Origin of the sequence: Niabella beijingensis (genome assembly GCF_020034665.1) — a bacterium.
Taxonomy (GTDB): domain Bacteria; phylum Bacteroidota; class Bacteroidia; order Chitinophagales; family Chitinophagaceae; genus Niabella; species Niabella beijingensis.
Genome location: NZ_JAIQDI010000002.1, coordinates 2432048 through 2454522, shown reverse-complemented (window position 1 = coordinate 2454522; position 22475 = coordinate 2432048). Strand labels below are relative to the sequence as shown.

The window sequence follows — 22475 nt, the reverse complement described above, 5'->3', positions numbered from 1 at the left end:
ATTTGAATTATGAAAGGAAAATTGGTGTTGATGGCAATTGTTGGTGTGGCAATAGCTCTTTGTTCTTATTCCTACAAAGCGGATAAAAAGAAGGCCCTTCAAAAAACCGTTCTCTGGCAGCAGGGAAAAGGCAGGTATAATAATTACCGGATCCCTTCCCTGATCGTATCAAAGAAAGGAACCCTGCTTGCCTTTTGCGAAGGCCGTGAAGGGGGTGACGCGGGTAATATCGATCTGCTGGTAAAACGTTCGGCAGACAATGGAAAAACATGGAGCGACGAGCAGGTGGTATGGGATGACGGCCCGAATACCTGCGGGAATCCCTGTCCTGTTGTGGACCAGGAAACAGGCCGTATATGGCTGGTGCTTACATGGAACTACGGCAAAGACGGAGAGGCCGCGATCATTAATAAAAAATCATCAGCACCACGGATCCCCTATGTTTGTTATTCCGATGATGATGGCCGGACATGGTCGAAGCCCGAAAGTTTGGGTAATACCTGCCGCGATAGCTCCTGGGGCTGGTATGCAACCGGACCTGGTATCGGCATTCAGGTGAGGAACGGCGTTTATAAAGGACGGCTGGTGATACCCGCCAATCACAGCTATGACGATCCTAAAGGCGATCTGCGAAATGGTCCTTTCGGGTATGGGGCCCATGTGCTCTTTTCCGACGATCATGGCAGGACCTGGCAAAAAAGCCAGCCGATCCGGCCGGGCTGTAATGAGAGCCAGGTGACAGAACTTTCCGATGGGACACTGGTGATGAACATGCGTTCTTACAATCGCAAACAATCCCGGGCGATCTCTTACAGTAAGGACGGCGGGTTGACCTGGACACCAATCGAACACGATTTTCAACTGGTGGAATCTGTATGCCAGGCAAGCCTCCTGAATTTCGGACAGCATGAAGGCAAACCGATGCACCTGTTTCTTAACCCGGCTGTTCCGGTGGGCAGAACACATCTGACATTAAAAACCAGTTTTGATGATTGTAAAAGCTGGAGCAACAGCAAACTGATTTATAAAGGACCGGGAGGATATTCTTCGATCACAAAATTGAACAATGGCGCTATCGGGATGTTGTTTGAAGCCGGCAGGAAGAGCCCTTATGAAAAAATGATCTTTATAGCGCTTCCCCCGGCCGGGGTCTTTACACCGGGCACACTCCTGGATGAAGAACTGTTCTGAGCGGCTGTATGCACCGGTAAAAACAGAAGGGATGAAAATGAAATGGTTGTTTGTTGTTTTTTTTATTTGTTTACAGGGCCGCCTGACTGCCCAGGTCTTCGCAGAGTCAGTATTGTGGCCTCCTGGCATCGATTCGGCCTTCCACGTAAAGGAACATTTTGTATACGGACTGATCGAAGCCGGCAACGGCGATGTGCTGGCCTTTGCTGAAGGGCGGATCGGGACAGGGGATGACGGTCCGCATCATATTGTGTTAAAACGCAGCAGGGATAAGGGAAAACACTGGTTACCTTCACAGGTGATCGTAGCAAGCAACAACGGTGAATCCTTCGCTAATCCCACGCCTGTCAGAGAGCGGAAAACCGGTAAGCTCTTTCTTTTTTATGCCCGTAATTTTAACAACGACTCCAGCCGTGTATACACGATCAACAGCAGTGATCAGGGGATTACCTGGTCGGCACCTGTTGAACTGACCCATCTGTTTCAGAAGGATCCGTACCGCCGGCCGTTTCATCTCCCGGGTCCCGGTCATGGGATTACGCTGGAGAACGGACGCATGCTGGTGCAGGTCTGGCACCGGTTCGCCGTTAAAAAAAACATCCGCGAACGCAGGTATGGTGTTTCTGTCTTGTACAGCGATGATCAGGGCAGCAGCTGGAAAAGCGGCGGGTATCTGCCGGGTGTCGATTCCTTTTCGGCAAATGAATCGCGGTTAGTGGCGCTGGGTGGTTCCCAATTACTGCTGGATGCCCGGCTGAGCGAACCGGGTGCTTTTGTAAACAGGGCTCAGTCTTTAAGCAGGGATGGAGGCATTACCTGGTCGTGGCCCATAAAGAGTTCTATCGAACGGTTTACTGCAGTGGACGCGGGACTGACGGCATTTAAACACAAGGGGCACCTCTACCTGCTGTGCAGCCGCCCGCTGGGCCCGGGTAGAAATGACCTCGCGGTCAGTTATACGGCCGATCAGGCGAAAAGCTGGTCAGCGCCCGTTTTATTATTCAAAGGCCCGGCCAATTATTCAGATATCATCGTGCTGAAGGACGGCAGTTTCCTGGTGCTTTACGGGAGAGGCAAACCCCGGTACGCGGCCGTGGCCCGGTTCGACTGGAACTGGCTGATCAGGGAAACAAAACAACTGGAAAAATAATGCCCGCGTATTCCTTTTTTTTTATGGTTCCCGGTTATTTGTTGTAGCCACAACTGTTTTTGAATACGTTTTCTTTCCGTCCTGATCAACCTGGGCGATACGCACATAATATGTTCCGTTTAAATTTACAGTGTCTTTGGATCGCTGGCAGGAACAAACGTTCAGAGTGATCGCCAGTATCAGTAAACAGCTCAGTTGCCGCCGGCGCCTGCGGTTACAGGAACCACCTGCGAGGCTTATTAAAAGTCCGGCGGTAAGCATTAGTCCTGCCAATCCGGTCATAGATTTTGTGAATATATATTTCAACGGTGTATTGGAATCTCCGTTTGGTGCCTGTGATTTCAGTGTTCCTGCAACTGCAAATTTCTTTCCGTCTGCCGAAACCTCAATTTCAAAATGATCATTTCCGTTCTCCGTTAATGTGGTCCAGTTTGCCGTAAGTATACCGTCCGGACCAATAGTTGCGGAAAGGTTCCCGAACGTAACCGGCAGGGCCTGAGAATATTCAACGCTGAAGGTTGCAGGAGTAGGATCTTTCAGGTTTGTTTCATCTATTACGGAATAGGTAAATGCGGTGGAACTGGTGCCTCCCGGCGTATTCTCTGTGGCCTGTATAAACAGTTTTGAAGGATCAAAGTTCTGAATAACATAACCATCCGGACCAATGTCGGTGTCATTTATTTTTACGCCGTCGTAGTACAGCTCAAACCCGTTTGAAGGCAGACTTTCAATAGCCACGGGCTTCCCTGTCCAGCTGGATGGCTGGTCCCCTGTTCCTCCTTCGCTTCCCCGGAACGGCGTGTCGGCGAGCGAAACCGGCTGGCCGGGTTCCGGAGCTCCTGCGATCTGCTTGGTGACGTCGTAACTTTCCGGATACTGTTTGATGCCAAAATTTATATTTGAAATATCTTCGGAGGTATTGGTAAGGTTCATAATTCCGTTAACGGCACCCGGGCTTGCTGCGGAGGAGCCATTTGTATTTTCGCTGACATGACCATATCCGGTGATCTCTGAGCTTGTGATTGAATCGCCGGGTTCTGAATTCCGGGAAGATATAAGAAGCTTCATGCCGATATCGCCGTTTGATGAGGGGATTAACGGAACACCCTCGTCGTTACTAAAAATATAACTACCGTCCTGGGCTACCTGCACCTTGCTGATGATGGTTCCGTCTGCCTTGGTTACATAGGCATATACCGGTGTTGCTGTGCCGTCAATACCGGGCTCCCCGCTGTCCTGTACGCCATTGGCATTGGCATCGCTGAAAACTTTTCCTGATAATGTAATCACCTGCATTTTAATGGTGATATCGTCCAGCACAAAATCATTGCCATTGGTACCGCTCGTATTGTCCGTATTGTAAAAATTAAAATTGAGTGCATTGCCGGCATAACTAAGCGGTAAAGAAAAGGTCACCTGGCGGTTTACCCAGGGGAGCACATTATTGTTAGTTGTTCTGGGTAAGATCCAGCTTCCGGAACCATAGGAGGTACCGCTTGCAACACCATCACGAACCGCGAGACCGATATAGGCTTCTTTGGCGCCGTTTGCAGTAGTTGTTAAAAGGTTGGCGCTCCAGAAATCTATTGAATAGGTAGCGCCTGGTACATCAAATGCTTTGGTACTGTATAAATAATACGTGCCGTTGGCTTCGCCCTGCCGGGCGGGATTGGCATTTATGACCATCATATAACCGTTTACATCTCCTGGTGTATGATCCAGTCGCTGGATGATCCATGATTTGTTGGTGCTGGTGGCCGGTGCGATCGAAGAAGTGGCTACCATGTACTGTCCGTCTGCCGGACCGGAACCTGATGTTCCTGTCAGGGGAGTATAGTCGGTAGTACCGGGTGAAATATTACTTGCCGGTGTCTGGCTCCGGGTATTGGCACCACTGCCGGTATCAAAGGATTCGGTTACAATATTCCTCCATTGCTGAGCGGTGACCGTTTGTCTGCACATAAAAATCATGCATACAAGAAAAAATACAGATCTGGTTGTCATGGTATGGTTTTTAATTGAGGATAAGAACCGCCTTTTGATTAACTTAACCGAGATATCGAAGAGACTCAAACCGGGCAAAGCTTCAGCATTCACCTGATAAATCGACAGGCTTCTGAACCTGCATTTTTTTCATAAAATAACCGGCACGGGATGCGCTTTGATTTACTGAATTATCAACTGTTAAAGTAAAGCAGTTTTGATCTATCTCTGCCTGCTATTTTTTGCTGATTTTATTAAAATACTTATTTAAATCCACTATTTATTGCTAGGGGAAAGCTGGAGCTGATTGGAAACAAAGAAAATTGGATCAGTCATCACCGGTGGTGCTTGCATGTGACTTTCCGTTAGCTGCCTGGTGGCAGGAAGACCTTGAATCGGCTTGAACACTATCTTGAAAATAGTAATCAGTCAATATGAATCGACTTGTTTTCGCAATCGGTAATTATCAATTCAATAATAAATAGAGATCATATGAGAAAAATAATTTCATTCATGCACATATCGCTTGATGGTTTTGTAGCAGGACCGAAAGGGGAAACCGACTGGGTTAGTGTTGATGAGGAAATTTTGATATGCCGGTAAGCGGATAAACGAAGGCGATACCGAATTATATGCACGTATAACGTACCAGATGATGGAAAACTACTGACCTGCTGCGGGAGACAATCCGGGAGCGACCCGACACGTATAGAGCATTCAAAGTAGTATAAAAAAATTCATAAAGTTGTTTTGTCAAAAACAGTAGAAGCGGCAGGTTCCACTAATACAAAATTTATTAGCGATAACCTTTCGGACAGAATAAATGAACTCAAACAGCTGGCAGGTGAAGATATTCCTCTTTTTGGCAGTCCGATTGGGACGCATTCTCTTATTTAACTGAACTTAATGGATGGCTACTGGCTATTTGTAAATCCAGTTATTCTTGGGCAAGGCTTCCGTTTTTTGTTGCTATCAAAGACAAAGTAAAACTATTGGCTACCCGGGGATTTACTTCGGGAGTGGCCGAACTGAGTTACGCTATGGACAGAAAAGAGCAGGGAATCGCTGACAGGCAGGGTTGTCAGGGTAAGGGTGAAATGATTTGGCGGGTTTATATTAAATTTGCAGATCGTGAAAAAGTGTTTTGGGTATATATTGATCCTGTTTGTATTGTTCAGCAGCATGCTGCCTTGCTCTATCCTGGATGGGTGTGAGGAAGCGCAGGCAACCGAGCAGTCTTCTCATCCGGAAAAACACAATGATTGCAGCAACTGCTCGCCCTTTTCAATTTGTTCAGTGTATCATGGTTGTGTTATCAGTCCGGTAAACATCGGTTTAACGACGCCCGGGGTGTATATCATACAGGACTATCCCGATTTTTATATCGGGATACAGTCAGACTACCATTCCAGGCTGTTTCAGCCTCCCAGGATTTAAACGGTCATTTTTTAATAACTGTAATCCTATTTACTAATTTCTATTTTTCTATATAATGAAGAAATTACTGTTTCTGAGCATAGTAATGCTATGTGCTTATGTACCGTATGCTCAAAATGATTTGACGGTATCCATAAAAAATAAAGAAGATAAAAGCCCGTTGCCCGGAGCCACTGTTGCTATTGAACTGCTTCATCAATCAGCCGTTGCTGATAGTTCCGGACAGGCGATCATTAAAAATCTGCCCGATGGCAGCTATGCGCTGATGGTAAGCTTTGTGGGGTTTAAAGAAGCAAAAATTACCCTTGCGCTTCCGCAAACAGCGGTTAAAGAAGTGTTGCTGGAACATGACGGAGAGGAACATGAAGATGAGGAAGAAGTAGTGGTAACCAGTACCCGTATCAGCCGCACCATCGCCAATACACCCACCCGAACAGAAGTGATCTCAGGCGAAGAGCTGGAGGAAAAGGGGAATATGAAACCAGGTGATATCCGGATGATGCTCAATGAAAGCACCGGTATCCAGACGCAGCAAACCTCTGCCACCTCCTTTAACGCCGGCATCAGGATACAGGGACTGGACGGGCGTTATACCCAGATGCTGCGGGATGGCTACCCACTGTATTCCGGGTTTTCAGGCGGGCTTTCCCTGTTGCAGATCGCACCGCTGGATTTAAAACAGGTAGAAGTGATCAAGGGATCTGCATCTACGCTTTATGGCGGAGGTGCCATTGCGGGACTGGTGAACCTCATCTCCAAAACACCGGGGGAACAGCGGGAATTGCATTTCCTTGCGAACGGGACCTCTGCCGGTGGGCTGGATCTGAGCGGTTTTTACAGCCAGCGGTATGGAAAAGCAGGTATGACCGTATTTGTTTCCCGGAACAGTAATAGGGCATATGACCCTGCTGACATTGGTTTATCTGCAATTCCAAAATTTGAGCGCTATACCATTAACCCCCGTTTATTCCTGTATGGAAAAAGGACGACCGCTAATATGGGTGTCACCTATATCACTGAAGACCGCACCGGGGGAAGTATGGATTATATGAAAAACGGGAACCCCGGATTTTTTGAAAAGAACAATACGGACCGGATCACTACCCAGCTGGGCATTGCCCATAAACTTTCAGAAAATGCTACATTACAGTTAAAGAACAGTTATAGCCGCTTTGACCGGCTGATCGCCATCCCTGATTACAGTTTTGATGGTCTGCAGCAATCTTCCTTTTCTGAGCTGACCTGGAACCGGTCCGGGGAAAAAGCAGATTGGGTAATCGGAGCGAATGTTTTAACGGAAGATCTGAAAGAGCGCAAACAGGCGGATTTCCCTTTGAGGAACTATTCTTATGTAACTTATGGGTTATTTGCTCAAAATGCCTGGACAGTTTCAGACCTGCTGGTATTGGAGACGGGGCTGCGCGGAGATTATGTAACTCACCACGGGTTTGAGCTGCTGCCCCGGGTGTCGGCTATGTTTAAAATTGCGCCTGCAATTACCACCCGCGTCGGTGGTGGCTATGGATATAAAACGCCGACCATTTTTACGGAAGAGGCAGAACGGATGCAATTCCGGAACCTGTTGCCGGCAGACATCCACACGACCCGGAATGAACGGTCTGTTGGCGGAAACTGGGATATCAATTACCGTACATCCATCGGGGCAGTGGGTATCAGCCTGAACCACCTGTTCTTTTACACAAAGCTGCGCCGACCGCTGGTACTGGTAACGGGAGATGACGGAACGATGGAGCTTAAAAATTCATCCGGGTATCTGGATACAAAGGGTATGGAGACCAATTTAAGATTTACGTATGGCGATTTTAAATTGTTTGTGGGCTACACGTATACCGATGCCAATACCCATTATACGGGGGTAAAGGAGTGGCTTCCTTTAACTGCCCGGCACCGGCTGAATAATGTGCTGATGTATGAAGTGGAGGATAAATGGAAATTGGGTCTTGAGGCTTACTATTACAGCAAGCAGCAATTAAGTGATGGTGCCACCGGAAAACCGTATTGGATCACCGGCTTTATGGCGGAAAAGCTTTGGGAAGATTTTTCCCTGTTTGTGAACTTCGAAAACTTTACGGATACCCGTCAGACCCGTTTTGGCAGTATTTATACCGGAGCGATTGATCGTCCTGTCTTCCGGGATATTTATGCGCCCCTGGATGGTTTTGTGGTAAATGGAGGTGTCAAACTCAGACTGTAGGCCATTGCTTTTACGGATAAGACATTGAAGGACCCAAAAGCGGATCAATAAAGATCTGTTGATCCGCTTTTTATTGGGCGAATCTCCAACGGGCTCCATCACTTTGAAATAAAAACCGACCGCCTTATAAAACGGTGCCGGTTGGTTTCCTGTTAGTTTATTGGGCCAAATTGCTGAAGGCATTCTGAAATTTTTATGAATCTCCGGATTGTCAGAATGAGGACGGTGATACGGTTGATTTACCGGAAAGGTTCCGGTTATTGCCGGTTGTAATTCTTCTGTCAAAGTAAACCGGGTGACCCGTTTTGAGATCAGAGAACAGATCTGCGAAACTCGATTGGCGAGCTGCCGCTTCTTTTTCGGAAAAATGAGGAGAAATAACCGGCATTTTCAAACCCGAGATGAAAGGCCAGCTCTTTAACAGAAAAGGTGGTGGCGCGTAAAAGGTATCTGGCTTCCTGTAAAATTTTATCATCGATCAGCTCTTTTGCGCTCAGGCCGGAGTGTTTATTGACAATGGCATTCAAATAATTGGGATGTAAATGCAATAACCTGGCGTAATAAGAAACAGAGCGGTTTTTTGAATGGTGCTGATCAACGAGATCGTAAAATTTCTCCAGGGTTAAATTAAAAGAATCGGTTTCGTTGATGTTATTTGCGTCGGTTACATACCTGTCGCATTGTACCAGTAGTTCCAGGATCTTAACGGCGATAAGTTCAAGCTTGTTTTTATGCTGACTATCTTTTTCAATATGAATTTGTTGCAGGATACTTTTCACTTTTTCTGCCTGCTGGGCACTTAGCTTCAGCCAGGGTTTAATAGACCGTTTAAAGATCAACTTTTTCTCAATATGCTTTTTCGGAAATGCATTGTCAAGAAAAAAATCTACGTTAAACATGAGCATGTATCCGGAACAGTTAAGATTACTGTAATTACTGGAATGGATCAGGTTTTTAGGAATGATCAGCAATAAATTATTCTCAAATGGAAACGTGAAATGTCCTATTGATTTTATTCCTTCAGCTTTTTCGATATATGTGATGGCATAGCGTTTTTGCTTATAGGGGGGCACTATCCCGTCAAGTACTTTAATCAATGGCCCTAATGCGTGTATCTGAAAATCGAATTTGTGTTTTAAACGCTTGTCAAGGTCAATAATGCCATCCTTAACATACTTTCGGAACACTATTTTGTATTCCTGTATTATTTGTTCATCAGTCATATAGTTCAGTTCATGAAGTATTCATAAAAATACAGCAGATCGAAATACAACCCCGGGGTTGTATATATAATTTTTTCAGATAATTAGATGATCTGCTAAACAGCAAACACTAGACCACGCAGCAACTGTTATGACCGCACTATGTTGTCGCGTTAAAGCCGTGAAGATGCAGGTATTAAATTGAAAATAAATAAATTAGGTTGGATTGTTGAAGCGGTATCCGGATAAACAGCATCGTTAAAATAAATCGCTTCCACCGTACAAAGCAATCAGAAAAACCCGCTACCTTTATTAGAAGTGATCGATGGCTGGTTCAATCTCAGAGAAAGGGAATAATAGAAATCCCATATAAATAGGTATTATGGAAAAGGCATCTCTTTGGCTGCAGACCTGCTTTCTGATTTGTCTTATAGCTGGTGTGAGATCGACGGGTATTGCTCAGGTAAAAAACTGGAAAGACAAACCCATTTCGGAAGCAACAATAGACGAGTTCCTCAAAAAACAAATGGACTCGCTCCACATACCGGCTTTGTCAATAGCATTGATTAATGACGGTAAGCTTGTCTATCACCGGGCCTGGGGCCTGGCAGATCTTGACACTCATTCTGCTGTAAATGACTCCTCTTTATTTGAAGCAGCTTCGATATCGAAACCCTTATTTGCCTTTTTTGTAATGAAAATGGTGGAAAAAGGATTGCTGAATCTGGACAAGCCTTTATATCAATACCTTCCGTTTCCAGAACTTTCGCACGACAATCGCTATAAACAGGTCACTGCAAGAATGGTATTGAGCCATACAACAGGATTTCCCAACTGGCGCTGGCTGGATCCTGCTACCGGAGACTGGAGCAGCAGGCATAAAATGTATATGCAGTGTAACCCGGGAACATTTTCCTATTCCGGTGAAGCTTATAACTACCTGGCAAGGGTCGTGGCGCATATTAATGGGCTGACACTAAAAAATCTTGATTCCTTGTTTCAGCGGGAAGTGGCGGGTCCCTTGAGTATGAAATATGCGTTCTTTAGCTGGAACCCGCTAATGGGGCAAAACAAAGTGACCGGGTACCAGGGAAACAAGGTGTACCGGCATAAATGGAATGCGGCAGATGCCATGTACGACGATTCTACGGTGTTTGGCCCTGCCAATGCACTTCACACTGAGGCGGTGAGCTATGCCAGATTTGTAACTGCCATGATTAATGGCTATGGTTTGCAGCCGGAATCCATTAATGAAATGTTGAAAATGCAGTCCCGGATTCCTCCTGAACAGGAGGACCACTTTGGCGTTATAAAAGGATGGGGGCTGGGCTTTGCTATCGAGCCTACAGGTCAGGGTGTCAGATATTCGCATACTGGTGAGAATCCTGGTTTCCTGGCTTTTTGTGCATTTTCAAGAGAACAAAAAAACGGGTATGTATTTTTTACCAATGGCGACCAGGGCGGTATACTAAATATACGGTTGCGGATTTTCCTGGAAGGATAAATATCACTGTACGGAACAACAGGAACGATATGCTGCCTTATTTTAAAGAGCCCTACTCTTTTTATTTTTTCAGCTTATCCGCCTGGATGGCTATAAATTTGGGCAAATAATTAGGGGTGCAATTTTTAGCGACTATTTCATCTTTATACAGTCCTGTGCGTTCTCCGAGCGCAACACATCTTGAGCGATATTTTTTTTCAAAAATTCCGATTTGCGCCGCAGTAAAATTCATAGCCCATTGAACTTCCGGCACTTCTTTTTCGATACGTTCTTCAATTTTCGAAAGTAATTCTTCACTGTTAGGCGGCGGAGTTTGTCCCACCCAACGTAAACGGGCCTGATGATACCAGAAAATCCGTCTTTGTAATGAAGATTGACGGTTTTCCCAGGTTTCCATTAATGCAATAGTCTTTTTGTCTTTTGAAAGTTGGTTTGCCATTAACCAATCAATTAATTGAAGTCTTTCCTCTTCACTATGCTGCTTAATGTCGTTATCCAAGCTGTCAATGAGTTTTTGTGAAAGTTGTTTTTTGTCCATAATCAAAAGGGCAAGCTGCCGGGGTAAAAATTGTCCTGTTGACCAAAGTTCCAAAGCCAATTCGTGGTCTTTTTTAATCTCACCCGCCATTTTCCGTAAGTCCCCTAACTTCGTTTTAGCATTGATTTGAGCTACAATGTTTTCAGCTTTTGAAGAAAGTTTCATATTCGCTTTTTGTTTTTCGGGAAAAAATAATGCGGCTCTTAAATAATTGTCTGCTTAACAACCCTCTCTTTTCCGTTAATTGTAAAATATACATTTGACACATTGCCTACCGTTTTTGGCGTGCCACTTCGGTGTTCAATTTTTTAATCCTTCCGGACACTCATATTCTCTCTAAAGAATATACCCTTTCGCATTTCTTCAATCGATAAGAATTAATTGAATCGCGTTAAAAAAGAGGGAATAGCTTTTCAATCACTGATCCGGCCCGCTGGAAAACGTTATCTGAAAACCATAACAGTCATGAAATGTAATTTCTTTTCGTCCGTATTCTGTTTCGGCAACGGTTTCGCTGATCCGGGCTTTACCTTCTAATTTTCCTTGCAAGCCATCTATGCTATCCATTTTAAAATAGAGACCGCAGTTATTCGCATTGGTAATCGTATTCTCCAGTTGCGGGTACAACATAAACACAGCGCTATCCCAGCACATCATAGCCCAATCCAAACCACAACCAGGTTCCTCATGCGTACCAATGCATTCAAATCCAATCCGCTCATACCATGATTTTGCAAAATCGACATCGGGTACACGAACGAAGGGGAGTATCGTTGTCATAACGGTATATTTTGATCCTGTAGTTTATTCTTTCGAGCGCACATCTTCCATGATAAATAGGGCATTTGAGTTAAGGTCGTAAAAACCAAATTCATTGGTTTTCCATGGAGTATCCTGCCTTAATTTATCCGCAGTCACAGTTCCCCGCTTTTGAAATTCCTCAAAAATAGCACTTATATTCTTCATCAAAATTCTTACCACCGAGCCTCCCAGTAAAGGGTCATCTTCTGTACCGGCGTGCCATTGTAAATGCAACCACAAATTATCCCTGTAAAGAATCGCATACATACTGTCTGAAAAGTAGTTCTTGAGTCCCATTTTCTCATTATACCATTTTATATCGCGCTCAATATCGGCGCTGGGCAAAACCGGGATGATGTTTAGAAATTCTGCATTCATACGCCTATATTTAAAAGTTCTTCAGGTATTAATACCTCATATCGTATACAATCCAAGACATGGTCCATTAAAATTACAAAATATTGCTGCGCTGAAAGCAAATAAATCACAAATATGGCATTGGTTGCTCAACGCGGAAAAAGGCATTGCCGAAGTATTACAAACAGCGCCTCAAAAAGCTCCTTATGCAGGTAATTAATATCAGGGTGAGGCATCTGCTTTGGGGCCAATAGCGGCGGGTATTATACAAATACGGAAACCAGGGATTGTCCTGGTGCGATCTCGAATCTCTTATTTTATAAAAGGAAGTAAATAAGACAGCTGAAGGGATTATTGGGTACCTACCTGGAAGCAATGCCCTCAAGTTAATCGATGTCCGCAACTTTAAATCATTTACTTGGCCAAAAAAAAGATTTTTAACAGATATTCAATTTATTGGTATTAATTTTTTAGAGAGAACAAAAACATAATTAAAGCAGGGTTTCTTAACACTACTGGAAATTAAGGATTCAAAATTTCTTCTAAATTGCGTTTGAATATTGTATCCAAAATCAGATACAATGAAAAAGCTCGTATTTCTTTTAACAGCCGCTGCCGGCATAACTGTTGTCAACGCACAAAAAATCCAGGAAAAAAGTATTCCTGCATCTGTAAAATCTGGCTTACAAAAACAGTTCCCTGATGTTAAAAATGTCAAATGGGAAAATGAAGATGGTAATTATGAGGCAGGGTTTAAACAACAGGGAACAAGCTATTCTGTTTTGCTAACATTATCGGGTGATATTGTTGAAACAGAAATAGGCATGAGCGCAGATGCATTAGCAGCACCTATTAAAGACTATGTTGCTAAAAACTATCCCGGTCAGAAAATCAAGGAGGCCGCTAAAATCACGGATGCAAAAGGTGCAGTTACTTATGAAGCGGAAGTAAAGGGAAAGGATTTGATTTTTGATGAAGCCGGAAAATTCATAAAGGAACAAAAAGATTAGTAAAGTAATCAATCCGGCATAGGCCCGAGATAAAGAGAGGCCGTTAAGTAACGGCTTCTCTTTATCTCGAATACTACTATATGGGCTTGTGAACTATGTATAAATATATGACTACGCTCAATTTACATTTGATTTTGCCCCGTTGGCTATTGACCCCTGTTATCATGTTTTGAGTAGTTCTTTAATAGCGCAAACGAACCATGATTTGACCTGCTTTATCAACGCTGCACAAACCAATAGCCCGGTTCTGAATGATTATAACAACCAGGTGGTTGCTGCCCGTATTGAGAGTATAAAGCTGAGGGCTACCTACGGATTTATAGTTACGGGCGAAGGCAATGTCAGTTATGCCCCGGTAATTACCCTGGATCCAACTACCAATTTGGTTATTTACTTCGGAAGGCGATTGACCCTTTTCCGATTCCTTCAATTGGTTTACCCGTTTATGATAAACGGCACATAGAATAACGGGCCTTGTTTCTTCGTTTATTGTTTAAAAATGTTCATGTTTTCACTATAAACGGGACTCTGGATGCTTAAAAAATTTAGAACACTGTGAAATACATTATTTTGCGTCAATTCTTTGTTAGGCTTGAGTTGTTTTGAACTATCGGATAACCAAACTATGAAAGGAATCTCGTACTGCTCTTTTGGTGCAATACTTAAAGGTACACCATGCATGTATAGATTTTTTTCTCCCAAAGATTCTCCATGATCTGAAACAAAAATCATAGTGCTTTTATACCCATTTAGCTGTTTTAAATCTTCAATTACATGGTGTAAGAGATAGTCAGTATAAACAATCGTATTATCATAAGCGTTGACGAGCTCTTTTTGAGAACAGTTTCCCAATTCAACACTATTACAAACGGGCTTAAAAGTTTCATATTGCGGAGGATATTTCTTGCTGTACGTAGGACCATGGCTTGTACTTGTGTGCAGCACAACCAGTATTTTATTTTTTTTACTGGCCAGTATCTGTTCGTTCAGGCCACTTAAAAGGATTCCATCGTAGTTACAACTATCACCTTTACAATTTAGCGTTAACGCATCTTTATTTTGATAATTTTGAATATGAACCGGAGGTTCTCCCCAGTTGGTGGTTCTCCATATAACTTCTACATTATTTCTATATAAATAATTGGGCAAAATCTCATATAGCTCATCGGTATGGGTGTGCTCAAGAATACATTTTACGCCTGCACTGGTGTATGTAGCACAGGAAGTAGCGTCAAAATGAAATAAGTTCGGCGTTTGGGAAAGCAGCGGATTCGTGTTTCTTGAATAACCGTATAAAGAAAAATTTTCTCTTCTTGCGGATTCTCCTATGACTAAGACAACAACTGCTTTCTCGTTGTCTTTGATAGTTGCATTTGGCAGTAAAACTTCTTTTTTGTTTTTTTCGTATTGATGAACATAATGAATGCCGGTGTTTACAAAATAGGACCACGGCATCGCAAGACCCCCCAATTGTTTCGAATTTTTATCAATCCACAGCCAATTGCTTGAATTAACAAATGCCAGTATGATCATAAATAGTAAGGTGAGCGAGGAGGTGATTAAGAATCGCTTCAGCGTTACGCCTGCTATTTTTACTTTAATGATGTAAATGGCGGGAATAATACCCAGTAGAATTATGTACACGATCAACTTAATGGAAAAAAAGCTGCTGGCTTCTCCATAATCGGTATTGAGCACATTGCCCATCATAATTCCATCTACAATGATATGGTAGGTATTGACAAAGTAAAGGGCAATTGCATTGAGGATAAATATTAAAACCAATAAAAATTTTCCAACAAAACGCGAGAGAAAGAATATCAGGTAAAAAACAAAAGCATTTGCGGTCAGCATGAGAATTATTAAACTTATGATTATAATAATACCGTTCAGGCTTTTATAATCAACGTTATCAAAAACAAACGTGTAGAATGGAACATGAAAGAACAGAAAAGTCAAAAAACTCATTAACAATGCAAACTGTGTCAGCTTTAAATTAAAGAGGGGCTTTAGCTTTATATTATAAAACTGCTTTAACTTCAGATTGTTTTTTAGCATAAATGTTGGTTATTTTATATAGTGACACAATCAGGCTGACAAATGCCAAATAAAATATTATCAAATTTTCATTAATTATTTTGTTCATCAGCATAATACAACCGATCAGAAACAACAGAATAAATACCGGGTAGCACTTTTTATTGTTAACCCAGGTAAAAAATTTATATTTCCGGCTGATAAAAATACCTATAAGCCCTGATATATAACCGATAATACTTCCTACGATGACATCGAGCGGATAATGAGCTCCTACACCAACCCTTGTAAAGCCAAGTACCAAACCCATGATGATTACGCAAAGAAAGAAGAGCGTTTTATACTTCAACTTTTGGGGGGTAAATGCAAACAGTAACACGGTAAGTATGGTAAAAATTGTAACGGAGTGTCCTGAAGGCAGGCTGTTAGACCCCGACAATTTTTCCCCGATGATAATAAAGCTATTATTAGTAAACATCGCAGCAGGTCTTGGTACCGCAAATATCTTTTTTAGCGGACAGGAAAATAATGCAGAAACCAGTAAGCCAGGTATTAATGCCTCCCAGATTTTTGGTACATATATAATAAAAATACTTAAGAAAGACAAAAAAATCAGTGCATCGCCAAACTGGGTGAGGTTGAATTGAAGGTTTGGATATTGACCCAGATTATAATTAATAGAAAAGAAGAGGCCCTTTTGAATTTGTATATATCCATCAACACTTAATGCATTTTGACTATACAGTTGCAAAATAATGGTAATTAGCAAAAAAATAGGTAAAATAAACAAAACTGTCTTGAGTCTTGAATAGTTGTTAATGATATTGTTGCTCCGGAGGGCAAATGAATAAATCCAGTTGTTAAAAATTGCAGATCTTTTCTGATTGTCCATATTTATTCGTTGAAAAATAAGTAAAGAACAGAATTAATTTAGAATTAATTTGGAATTCATATAAGGAGCAGTGGTTTAATAAATATCCGTTCTGACCCTTAATGATATGTGCCAGAACGGATTACACAGTATTTAAGTGTAAAATATGATATTTGATTATTTCTGAGGAAAGTTTCTTTAAACGATATGTTTTTAGAATTTAAAGCTCATCCCAGCCGAAAATGTACGGCCTGGCGAAGGCGTCAGTCCGCCCCAGTATGCGAAACGTTGGGTATAATAATGTCTGTCCAGAATGTTTAGCATTCCTGCATTAAAGTTTAATTTTTTAAAGGAATAGCTGAGGGTGGCATTCAGCAAATTGTAATCGGGAATCATCCCATTAAAGCCATCAGGTGTGGGAGGTACTGTATTGGCCGCATCATTATATTGAAGACCGGTATAAGAGTCGTAAACATTAGCAACGAATTGACCTTTTCCGGCATTGATCGCGTATCGAACTCCGGCTGTAACCAGTTTTGTAGGTGCATACGGTAAATAATTCCCCTCGTACTGGCCATTTGCAAATGTTGCTTTCTGAAGGGCACCGGTTACGTAAAATTTTAAGTTCTCAATGGGAAGCACATTAATTTCGGCTTCAATACCTCTGTGAAAACTTTTTCCTGCGTTTTTATTAACCCCGCTTTCATTAATTACCTTGTTATTGTAGTAAAGTAAGTAACCGCTCAGGCTAAAATCCAGCCAGCTGAGGCTTTGCGAGCGGATACCAATTTCATAGCTATTGGAGGTTTCTGCCTTTAACATGGTCCCGGCGGCGATGGTTCCCGGATCCATTGCAGACTCAATCGCCGGTGGCTGATAGCCCCTGGAAACAGTGGTATAGATGCTTAAATTATCGGCAGGCATATAAATCAGCCCCAAAGAGTATATCAGGCTTTCGTTTTTCGATGCGTCGGACTCCGTTCCGGCTATGATGTCCTTTTGATTAAATGTTACATGTGTATATCGTAATCCAGGACTGAACTTAAGCTTTTCAGTCAAAGAGAGGTCATCATAAACATAGGCTTCATAAACATTGGTCGGAGCCTGAATGCCCAGTGTCGCTTTCCCCGTCCTGGCATCTAAATGATCTCCAACGAGGAAATATTTGTTGGTTCGGTCTCCGTGTATCCGGATCCCGGCAAGAAAGCTATTCTTTAGGCCCCCTAAATTCCCGGTATTGTTATAGTCAACAAAAAGGCCGCCTGAGGGTATATTTCTCACTTCTCCTGTATTGGCATCTTTACCGGTTCGATCACCAACCCACCAATCTCTTAAAAAATAACTTCCATAGAGTGAAGCGCTTATTTTACTTACAGAATTTAAGATGCGGGTATAGTTGATACTGGTGCTGAATCTTTTGCCGATAAAAACATCGTGTAAATTCAGCGTTTTTCGATAGTTTTCTTCGAAGTCTGTTTGGGAAATACCGCCAGGAGTACGTGAATTTTCAGTAAAGGCGTTTACATAGACCTTGATTTCATTTAATGAATCAGGCTTCATTCCGAGTTGCAATGTCACGTCATTGGTGTTGAATTTAGAATTGGCGGTTCTAAAACCATCTCCCTGTCTTCTGTTATAGCCGGCATAATAACTCACCTTCCCGTTATTACCGTAGGTTTCCGCACCTGCGTTCAGGCTGTTATAGCTGCCATAATTCGCAAAAACCCTGCTATAAGGCATTCCCTTTCCGGATTTTGTAATAATATTTACAACACCACCGATTGAACCGCCACCATATAACACTGGCGAGGCTCCTTTTATAACCTCCACCCGGTCAACTGGTCCGACCGGCATCATATAATAGGCTCCTAACTGACTATAGCTTTGCCCAATAGGAAATTTCCCGTCAATAACAACGAGCGTATTTCCTGCTCTGTTAGGATCTAAGCCTCTGAGGCCAATACCTGGTTTTATTCCGCGACCGTCTTCATCCAAATAGTTAGCGCCTGGTATCAGCCTCATCGCCTCTCCAATTGATTGCAAATTCAATTCCTCCATTTTCTTTGAGGAGATGAAATTAATGGTGCTGGCAAAGTTTTGTATTTTCTGCTTTACTCCGGTTGAGGTAACTGTAACTTCCTCTAACCGGGCTGAATTCAGACTATCTTTTTTTGCACTTGAAGAATCGTTTACGTTCTGCGCCCGAAGTGTTGAAATGGTAATAACCAGAATTGCAATGGTCAGAATGTTTGATTTAGTCATACGTTTTTGAAGATTGTTTAACAATTGTCCTGTTTTAAACAAGTGTTGTATTATTTAGAAATACTGAGTCTATCAGTTGTGATTTTTCGGCGGCAAAGTTCAATAAAGGACCACTGTGGATGTTTACGGAATAAGGAATTTTTTGAAACAATTGAGTCTGCTGGATGATCAGGTAGTTTTTGATATAGGGGGTGCCCCTGAAAAAGGTAGCGCATTACATAGAGCAGCCATCATAGCTTCTGTAAACAGCGCATGGATTTTTATTCTTTTTTAATGTATAAGAAAAATATTGCTTGAGGGTGCTGGTGAAATTGAATATATAAATGCATGTATATTAGTGTGTTATGGTGTATGTAAGCTGCTCCTGTTTAGAAATATGATTTTGGAATTTGGGGGGCATTGTAGATCCCGAAACAGGGTAGGAAAGGTCCTGCTTACTTAAGAAGCATTGTGAATTGTAGCTGAAGGTAGCAGCATACACATAACCTTCTGGTTATATATGGCCGGCATTGTATCGTTTGTTCAAAATTAATTCAAAATTGGGCTTCTAAATTTGCCGCATGAAAATATTAATTATAGAGGATGAGGAAGAACTGGCGAAAAGTATTGCTGAATATCTTTCTGAAGAGAACTATCTATGTGAATTCGCCGCAACTTTTACTGAGGCAATCAATAAGGTGGGTGTATATAATTATGATTGTATCTTATTGGATATTACGCTTCCGGATGGAAACGGGCTTAAGATTCTTGAAGAACTAAAAAAAGAAAATAAACAGGATGGCGTTATCATTATTTCAGCCAGAAATGCCTTGGATGATAAAATAAAAGGGTTGCAGATAGGAGCGGATGATTATCTTACCAAACCTTTTCATCTTTCTGAATTAACTGCTCGGGTCTACTCAGTTATCCGGAGAAGGAATTTTGCCAACTCGAATATCATTATGCAAGATGAATTGGAAATAAACCTTTTGTCTAAAACGGTTTCTGTAAATAGCAATTTGGTCGTCCTTACCAGGAAAGAATTTGACCTGCTTATCTACTTCATAGGGAATAAAAATAGAGTGATTTCAAAAAGCACGCTGGCTGAACATCTTTCCGGTGATTTTGCTGATATGCTGGATAACCATGATTTTGTGTACGCGCATGTAAAAAATTTGAAGAAAAAATTAAATGATGCCGGCTGTTCCCATTATTTAAAGACAATTTACGGCACAGGTTATAAATGGGTCGATGCATAAACTACACTTTATGAAACCTCTATTAAACAGCATCACAAGACCATTTTTAACTTATGTCCTTATCGTATTTGTGATAAGTATACCGGTTTATTTTTTTGCGATCGATACCATTTGGAAAAGCGAGTTGGATGAGCATAACAGGATCATAGCAGATAAAACGGCGTACGGAGTAAACCGGCTAAAGCTGTCTGATGACCAGTTACAGAATAGCATAGCACTTTGGAACAGCGTTCAGCCTGGAACAGATATCGAACCTGTAAAATATGGCGATCAATTAAAAGATAGCGTTTATACTGTCGATAAACAAAAATTTTACGAAGCGGGGCGCAATATTGACAGATTCAGATGCCTTTCAACTGTTATTTATCTGAATGAAAAGCCGTATCGCTTTACAGCGGAAACAAATATCGAAGAATCCCAGGAGACGATAGCGGTAATTGCTGCAACCACCATCTTTTTCTTCCTTGTTATCGTGGTTGGTTTATTGGTACTAAATAGAAGGCTTTCTTCTGTTGTTTGGAAGCCATTCAGAGAAAACCTGGAAAAATTAAAAACGTTTAACCTCAATAATCAGAAAGAAATTGATTTTGCCAGCTCCGATATCACGGAATTTGAAGAACTAACCGAGTCCATGCGCAGATTAATCAAACAAAACATTTCTGTATTTAGAATACAAAAGGAATTTACAGAAAATGCATCTCATGAAATGCAAACACCATTAGCAATTCTGAGAAACAAATTGGATAATTTACTGCAGGATAAAGATTTGACGGACACACAGTATCAAATTGTTGAAGAAATGCATACTGCGCTTACCCGTAGTTCCCGAATTAATAGAAATCTTTTGCTGCTGGCTAAAATAGGAAATAGTCAATTTGATAATTCGGAGCTCGTTCGGTTTGATATTTTAGTGCAACAGAGTGTGGGGGTACTGGAAGAACATTTTCAGCAGAAGAATATTTCTGTAGCTATGAACGAGCTGCTGCAGGTAGAAGTTAGTGGAAATAGTGGTTTGACGGAAACGCTCATCAATAATTTGCTGCTGAACGCGATCCGTCATACTCCATCGGGCGGATCCATTTCCATTATTCTTGAAAACATCGGTTTTGAAGTTCGGAATTCAGGTGCCGGGCCATTAAGCAGGGAGTTATTGTTTCAACGATTTTCAAAACTATCCACAGGCAGCAGTGGTAGTGGTTTGGGGCTGGCAATTGTCAAAGAGATCTGTACGTTTCAAAAATGGTCTGTTCACTATAGTTTCGAAAAGGAACACCATGTTTTTCGGGTGGATTTTTAGATTGTAGTGGCCTGCATTGAAGCAGGGGCCATGCATGTGTTATGATTCGTTTTATAATAGGGGGATTTCAGGTAGGAATACTTGTTCAGAATTTTACTGAGAGTACATTATCTGCCTTTGTAAAATATAGTAATGTGTAAAGGATTAGAATGGCATGCGACTAATTAGAAGCGGAGCTTTTTTCAGAATAATAGTGAGGTGAAAACTATGATTGTGTATAAATTCTAAATTTCTTCAAAATTAAGATTAAAATTTGGCGTTGAGAAAGATCATGATTGTATGAAAGTATTAGTTATTGAAAAAGATCAGCAACTTGCTAAAAGTATATATGAGTATTTGGGCTGCGAAAACTATAGATGCGAAGTCGCCTGTGATATTTCTGACAGCTGGCATATGATCGAAGATTCCAATTATGATTGCATTTTACTCGATATAGACTTTCCCAATGGTGCTGGATTGACGTTTCTAAAACAGATGCGGAAACAAAAAAAAAGGGTCGGCGTTATTATAGTTTCGGAAAGAAATTCTTTGGAAGATAAAATAACTTCACTCAAGCTTGGGGCGGACGACTATCTTACCAAACCATTTCATTTGGCGGAATTAAGTGCAAGGATAGGAGCGATCATCAGGCGACGTTATATGGACGGAGACGACGCGATAGTATTTAAAGATTTAAAATTAAGTGCCTTAACAAGGTCCGCAACAGTGGGAGACCAGGAGGTGAGTCTGACAAGAACGGAATACAAGATTTTACTTTTCTTAGCCCTCAACAAAGACAGGATCGTTTCTAAAGAGGAAATTGCAGAATACCTTTCCGGTCAATCAGCTATCTATCTATATAACTTTGATGTTTTGTACACACATATTAAAAACCTGAAAAAGAAGCTGCAATTTATGGGGAAGCATATTAAAGCCATTTATGCTATGGGATATAAGTTGTCGGAATGAAATCTTAACATTTAAGTGGTTGTGTTAGGAACTATTTTATCCTGCTACCAAACTAAAAGTTGTGTTTGTAGTGGGAATAGATTTTTCCCCAATTCAAATTTTCTTCTAAATCGATTTGCAGTTTTGTTTTTATAAGAGCTCAAAGATCCTGGATTATATAAGGGGGTACAATTTTAATGTTATCCACAAAATTTATAGTATCAGCCATTGTGTTCAAGTTAAAGACAATGCTTCACTATAAAAGTACTTGGCGAAGGGGGGCAATAAAGAAGCAGGCTGATAAACGTTAGATTAAATCGGAATATCCCGATTGCATGTTTACAGTTTTTAGTAAAAGGCCATACGTATGTCTGTTCAATTGTATCAGGGACTAAATGGGCCTGTGATGTACACAGCGCAGTTTTCTTGCCGTGGGATTGTATTTAAAAATAAGT

20 protein-coding genes are annotated in these 22475 nt (G+C 41.8%); 12 read left to right on the top strand and 8 right to left on the bottom strand.

Annotated features, from left to right (window positions below; genetic code table 11):
• The first annotated feature begins 9 nt into the window (after positions 1-9).
• Both K7B07_RS26305 and K7B07_RS26300 read left to right on the top strand, forming a co-directional pair.
• Positions 10-1191 carry a sialidase family protein gene (locus K7B07_RS26305; protein WP_223713531.1) on the top strand — a complete coding sequence of 394 codons (1182 nt, stop codon included), beginning with the start codon at positions 10-12 and terminating at the stop codon, positions 1189-1191.
• Complete coding sequence (locus K7B07_RS26300) at positions 1175-2341, top strand: sialidase family protein (protein ID WP_223713530.1); 1167 nt, start codon at positions 1175-1177, stop codon at positions 2339-2341. The genes K7B07_RS26305 and K7B07_RS26300 overlap by 17 nt, the downstream gene beginning before the upstream one ends.
• 21 nt (positions 2342-2362) lie before the next feature.
• On the opposite strand, the gene K7B07_RS26295 is transcribed toward K7B07_RS26300, so the two are convergent.
• Complete coding sequence (locus tag K7B07_RS26295; RefSeq protein ID WP_223713529.1) at positions 2363-4345, bottom strand: SdrD B-like domain-containing protein; 1983 nt, start codon at positions 4343-4345, stop codon at positions 2363-2365.
• Positions 4346-5074: 729 nt separating this feature from the next.
• On the opposite strand from K7B07_RS26295, the gene K7B07_RS26290 reads away from it, so the two are divergent.
• From K7B07_RS26290 to K7B07_RS26280, 3 genes are all read left to right on the top strand, one after another.
• Positions 5075-5221, top strand: coding sequence for a dihydrofolate reductase family protein (locus tag K7B07_RS26290; protein ID WP_223713528.1), 147 nt, complete (start codon positions 5075-5077; stop codon positions 5219-5221).
• Positions 5222-5364: 143 nt separating this feature from the next.
• Positions 5365-5538, top strand: a complete 174-nt coding sequence (locus tag K7B07_RS26285; protein ID WP_223713527.1) for a hypothetical protein — start codon at positions 5365-5367, stop codon at positions 5536-5538.
• 278 nt (positions 5539-5816) lie between these two features.
• Positions 5817-7976, top strand: coding sequence for a TonB-dependent receptor (locus K7B07_RS26280; protein WP_223713526.1), 2160 nt, complete (start codon positions 5817-5819; stop codon positions 7974-7976).
• A 311-nt stretch (positions 7977-8287) separates the two neighbouring features.
• On the opposite strand, the gene K7B07_RS26275 is transcribed toward K7B07_RS26280, so the two are convergent.
• The gene (locus tag K7B07_RS26275; protein ID WP_223713525.1) at positions 8288-9199 is read right to left on the bottom strand and encodes a helix-turn-helix transcriptional regulator; all 912 of its coding nucleotides are present in this window, start codon (positions 9197-9199) and stop codon (positions 8288-8290) included.
• Positions 9200-9560: 361 nt separating this feature from the next.
• On the opposite strand from K7B07_RS26275, the gene K7B07_RS26270 reads away from it, so the two are divergent.
• Positions 9561-10682 (top strand): serine hydrolase domain-containing protein, encoded by a 1122-nt coding sequence (locus K7B07_RS26270; protein WP_223713524.1) that lies wholly within the window; start codon positions 9561-9563, stop codon positions 10680-10682.
• A gap of 61 nt (positions 10683-10743) precedes the next feature.
• On the opposite strand, the gene K7B07_RS26265 is transcribed toward K7B07_RS26270, so the two are convergent.
• The 3 genes from K7B07_RS26265 to K7B07_RS26255 form a co-directional block, all read right to left on the bottom strand.
• Positions 10744-11385, bottom strand: a complete 642-nt coding sequence (locus K7B07_RS26265) for a DNA alkylation repair protein (protein WP_223713523.1) — start codon at positions 11383-11385, stop codon at positions 10744-10746.
• Positions 11386-11637: 252 nt separating this feature from the next.
• Positions 11638-12000 (bottom strand): VOC family protein, encoded by a 363-nt coding sequence (locus K7B07_RS26260; protein WP_223713522.1) that lies wholly within the window; start codon positions 11998-12000, stop codon positions 11638-11640.
• Positions 12001-12024: 24 nt separating this feature from the next.
• A complete protein-coding gene (locus K7B07_RS26255; protein ID WP_223713521.1) occupies positions 12025-12399 on the bottom strand; it encodes a VOC family protein in 375 nt (124 codons plus the stop codon).
• Between K7B07_RS26255 and K7B07_RS26250 the strand changes: the two genes are divergently transcribed.
• The 3 genes from K7B07_RS26250 to K7B07_RS26240 all read left to right on the top strand — a co-directional run bounded on the left by K7B07_RS26250 (position 12377) and on the right by K7B07_RS26240 (position 13851).
• Positions 12377-12598 (top strand): hypothetical protein, encoded by a 222-nt coding sequence (locus K7B07_RS26250; protein ID WP_223713520.1) that lies wholly within the window; start codon positions 12377-12379, stop codon positions 12596-12598. The two genes, K7B07_RS26255 and K7B07_RS26250, sit on opposite strands and share 23 nt — an antisense overlap.
• 361 nt (positions 12599-12959) lie before the next feature.
• The gene (locus K7B07_RS26245; protein WP_223713519.1) at positions 12960-13388 is read left to right on the top strand and encodes a PepSY-like domain-containing protein; all 429 of its coding nucleotides are present in this window, start codon (positions 12960-12962) and stop codon (positions 13386-13388) included.
• A 205-nt stretch (positions 13389-13593) separates the two neighbouring features.
• Positions 13594-13851 carry a hypothetical protein gene (locus K7B07_RS26240; protein WP_223713518.1) on the top strand — a complete coding sequence of 86 codons (258 nt, stop codon included), beginning with the start codon at positions 13594-13596 and terminating at the stop codon, positions 13849-13851.
• 23 nt (positions 13852-13874) lie between these two features.
• Here K7B07_RS26240 and eptA read toward each other — a convergent pair whose 3' ends face one another.
• The 3 genes from eptA to K7B07_RS26225 all read right to left on the bottom strand — a co-directional run bounded on the left by eptA (position 13875) and on the right by K7B07_RS26225 (position 18600).
• A complete protein-coding gene (eptA, locus tag K7B07_RS26235) occupies positions 13875-15446 on the bottom strand; it encodes a phosphoethanolamine--lipid A transferase EptA (RefSeq protein WP_223713517.1) in 1572 nt (523 codons plus the stop codon).
• Positions 15409-16317, bottom strand: a complete 909-nt coding sequence (locus tag K7B07_RS26230) for a phosphatase PAP2 family protein (RefSeq protein WP_223713516.1) — start codon at positions 16315-16317, stop codon at positions 15409-15411. The genes eptA and K7B07_RS26230 overlap by 38 nt, the downstream gene beginning before the upstream one ends.
• A 192-nt stretch (positions 16318-16509) precedes the next feature.
• Positions 16510-18600 (bottom strand): TonB-dependent receptor family protein, encoded by a 2091-nt coding sequence (locus K7B07_RS26225; protein ID WP_223713515.1) that lies wholly within the window; start codon positions 18598-18600, stop codon positions 16510-16512.
• A gap of 518 nt (positions 18601-19118) precedes the next feature.
• Here K7B07_RS26225 and K7B07_RS26220 point away from each other — a divergent pair.
• The 3 genes from K7B07_RS26220 (at position 19119) to K7B07_RS26210 (ending at position 22041) form a co-directional block, all read left to right on the top strand.
• On the top strand, positions 19119-19796 hold the full coding sequence (locus tag K7B07_RS26220; RefSeq protein ID WP_223713514.1) for a response regulator transcription factor: 678 nt from the start codon (positions 19119-19121) through the stop codon (positions 19794-19796).
• A gap of 10 nt (positions 19797-19806) precedes the next feature.
• Positions 19807-21093 (top strand): sensor histidine kinase, encoded by a 1287-nt coding sequence (locus K7B07_RS26215; protein WP_223713513.1) that lies wholly within the window; start codon positions 19807-19809, stop codon positions 21091-21093.
• A gap of 279 nt (positions 21094-21372) precedes the next feature.
• Entirely contained in the window at positions 21373-22041 is a 669-nt protein-coding gene (locus K7B07_RS26210) for a response regulator transcription factor (protein ID WP_223713512.1), read from the top strand.
• The last annotated feature ends 434 nt before the right edge of the window (positions 22042-22475 follow it).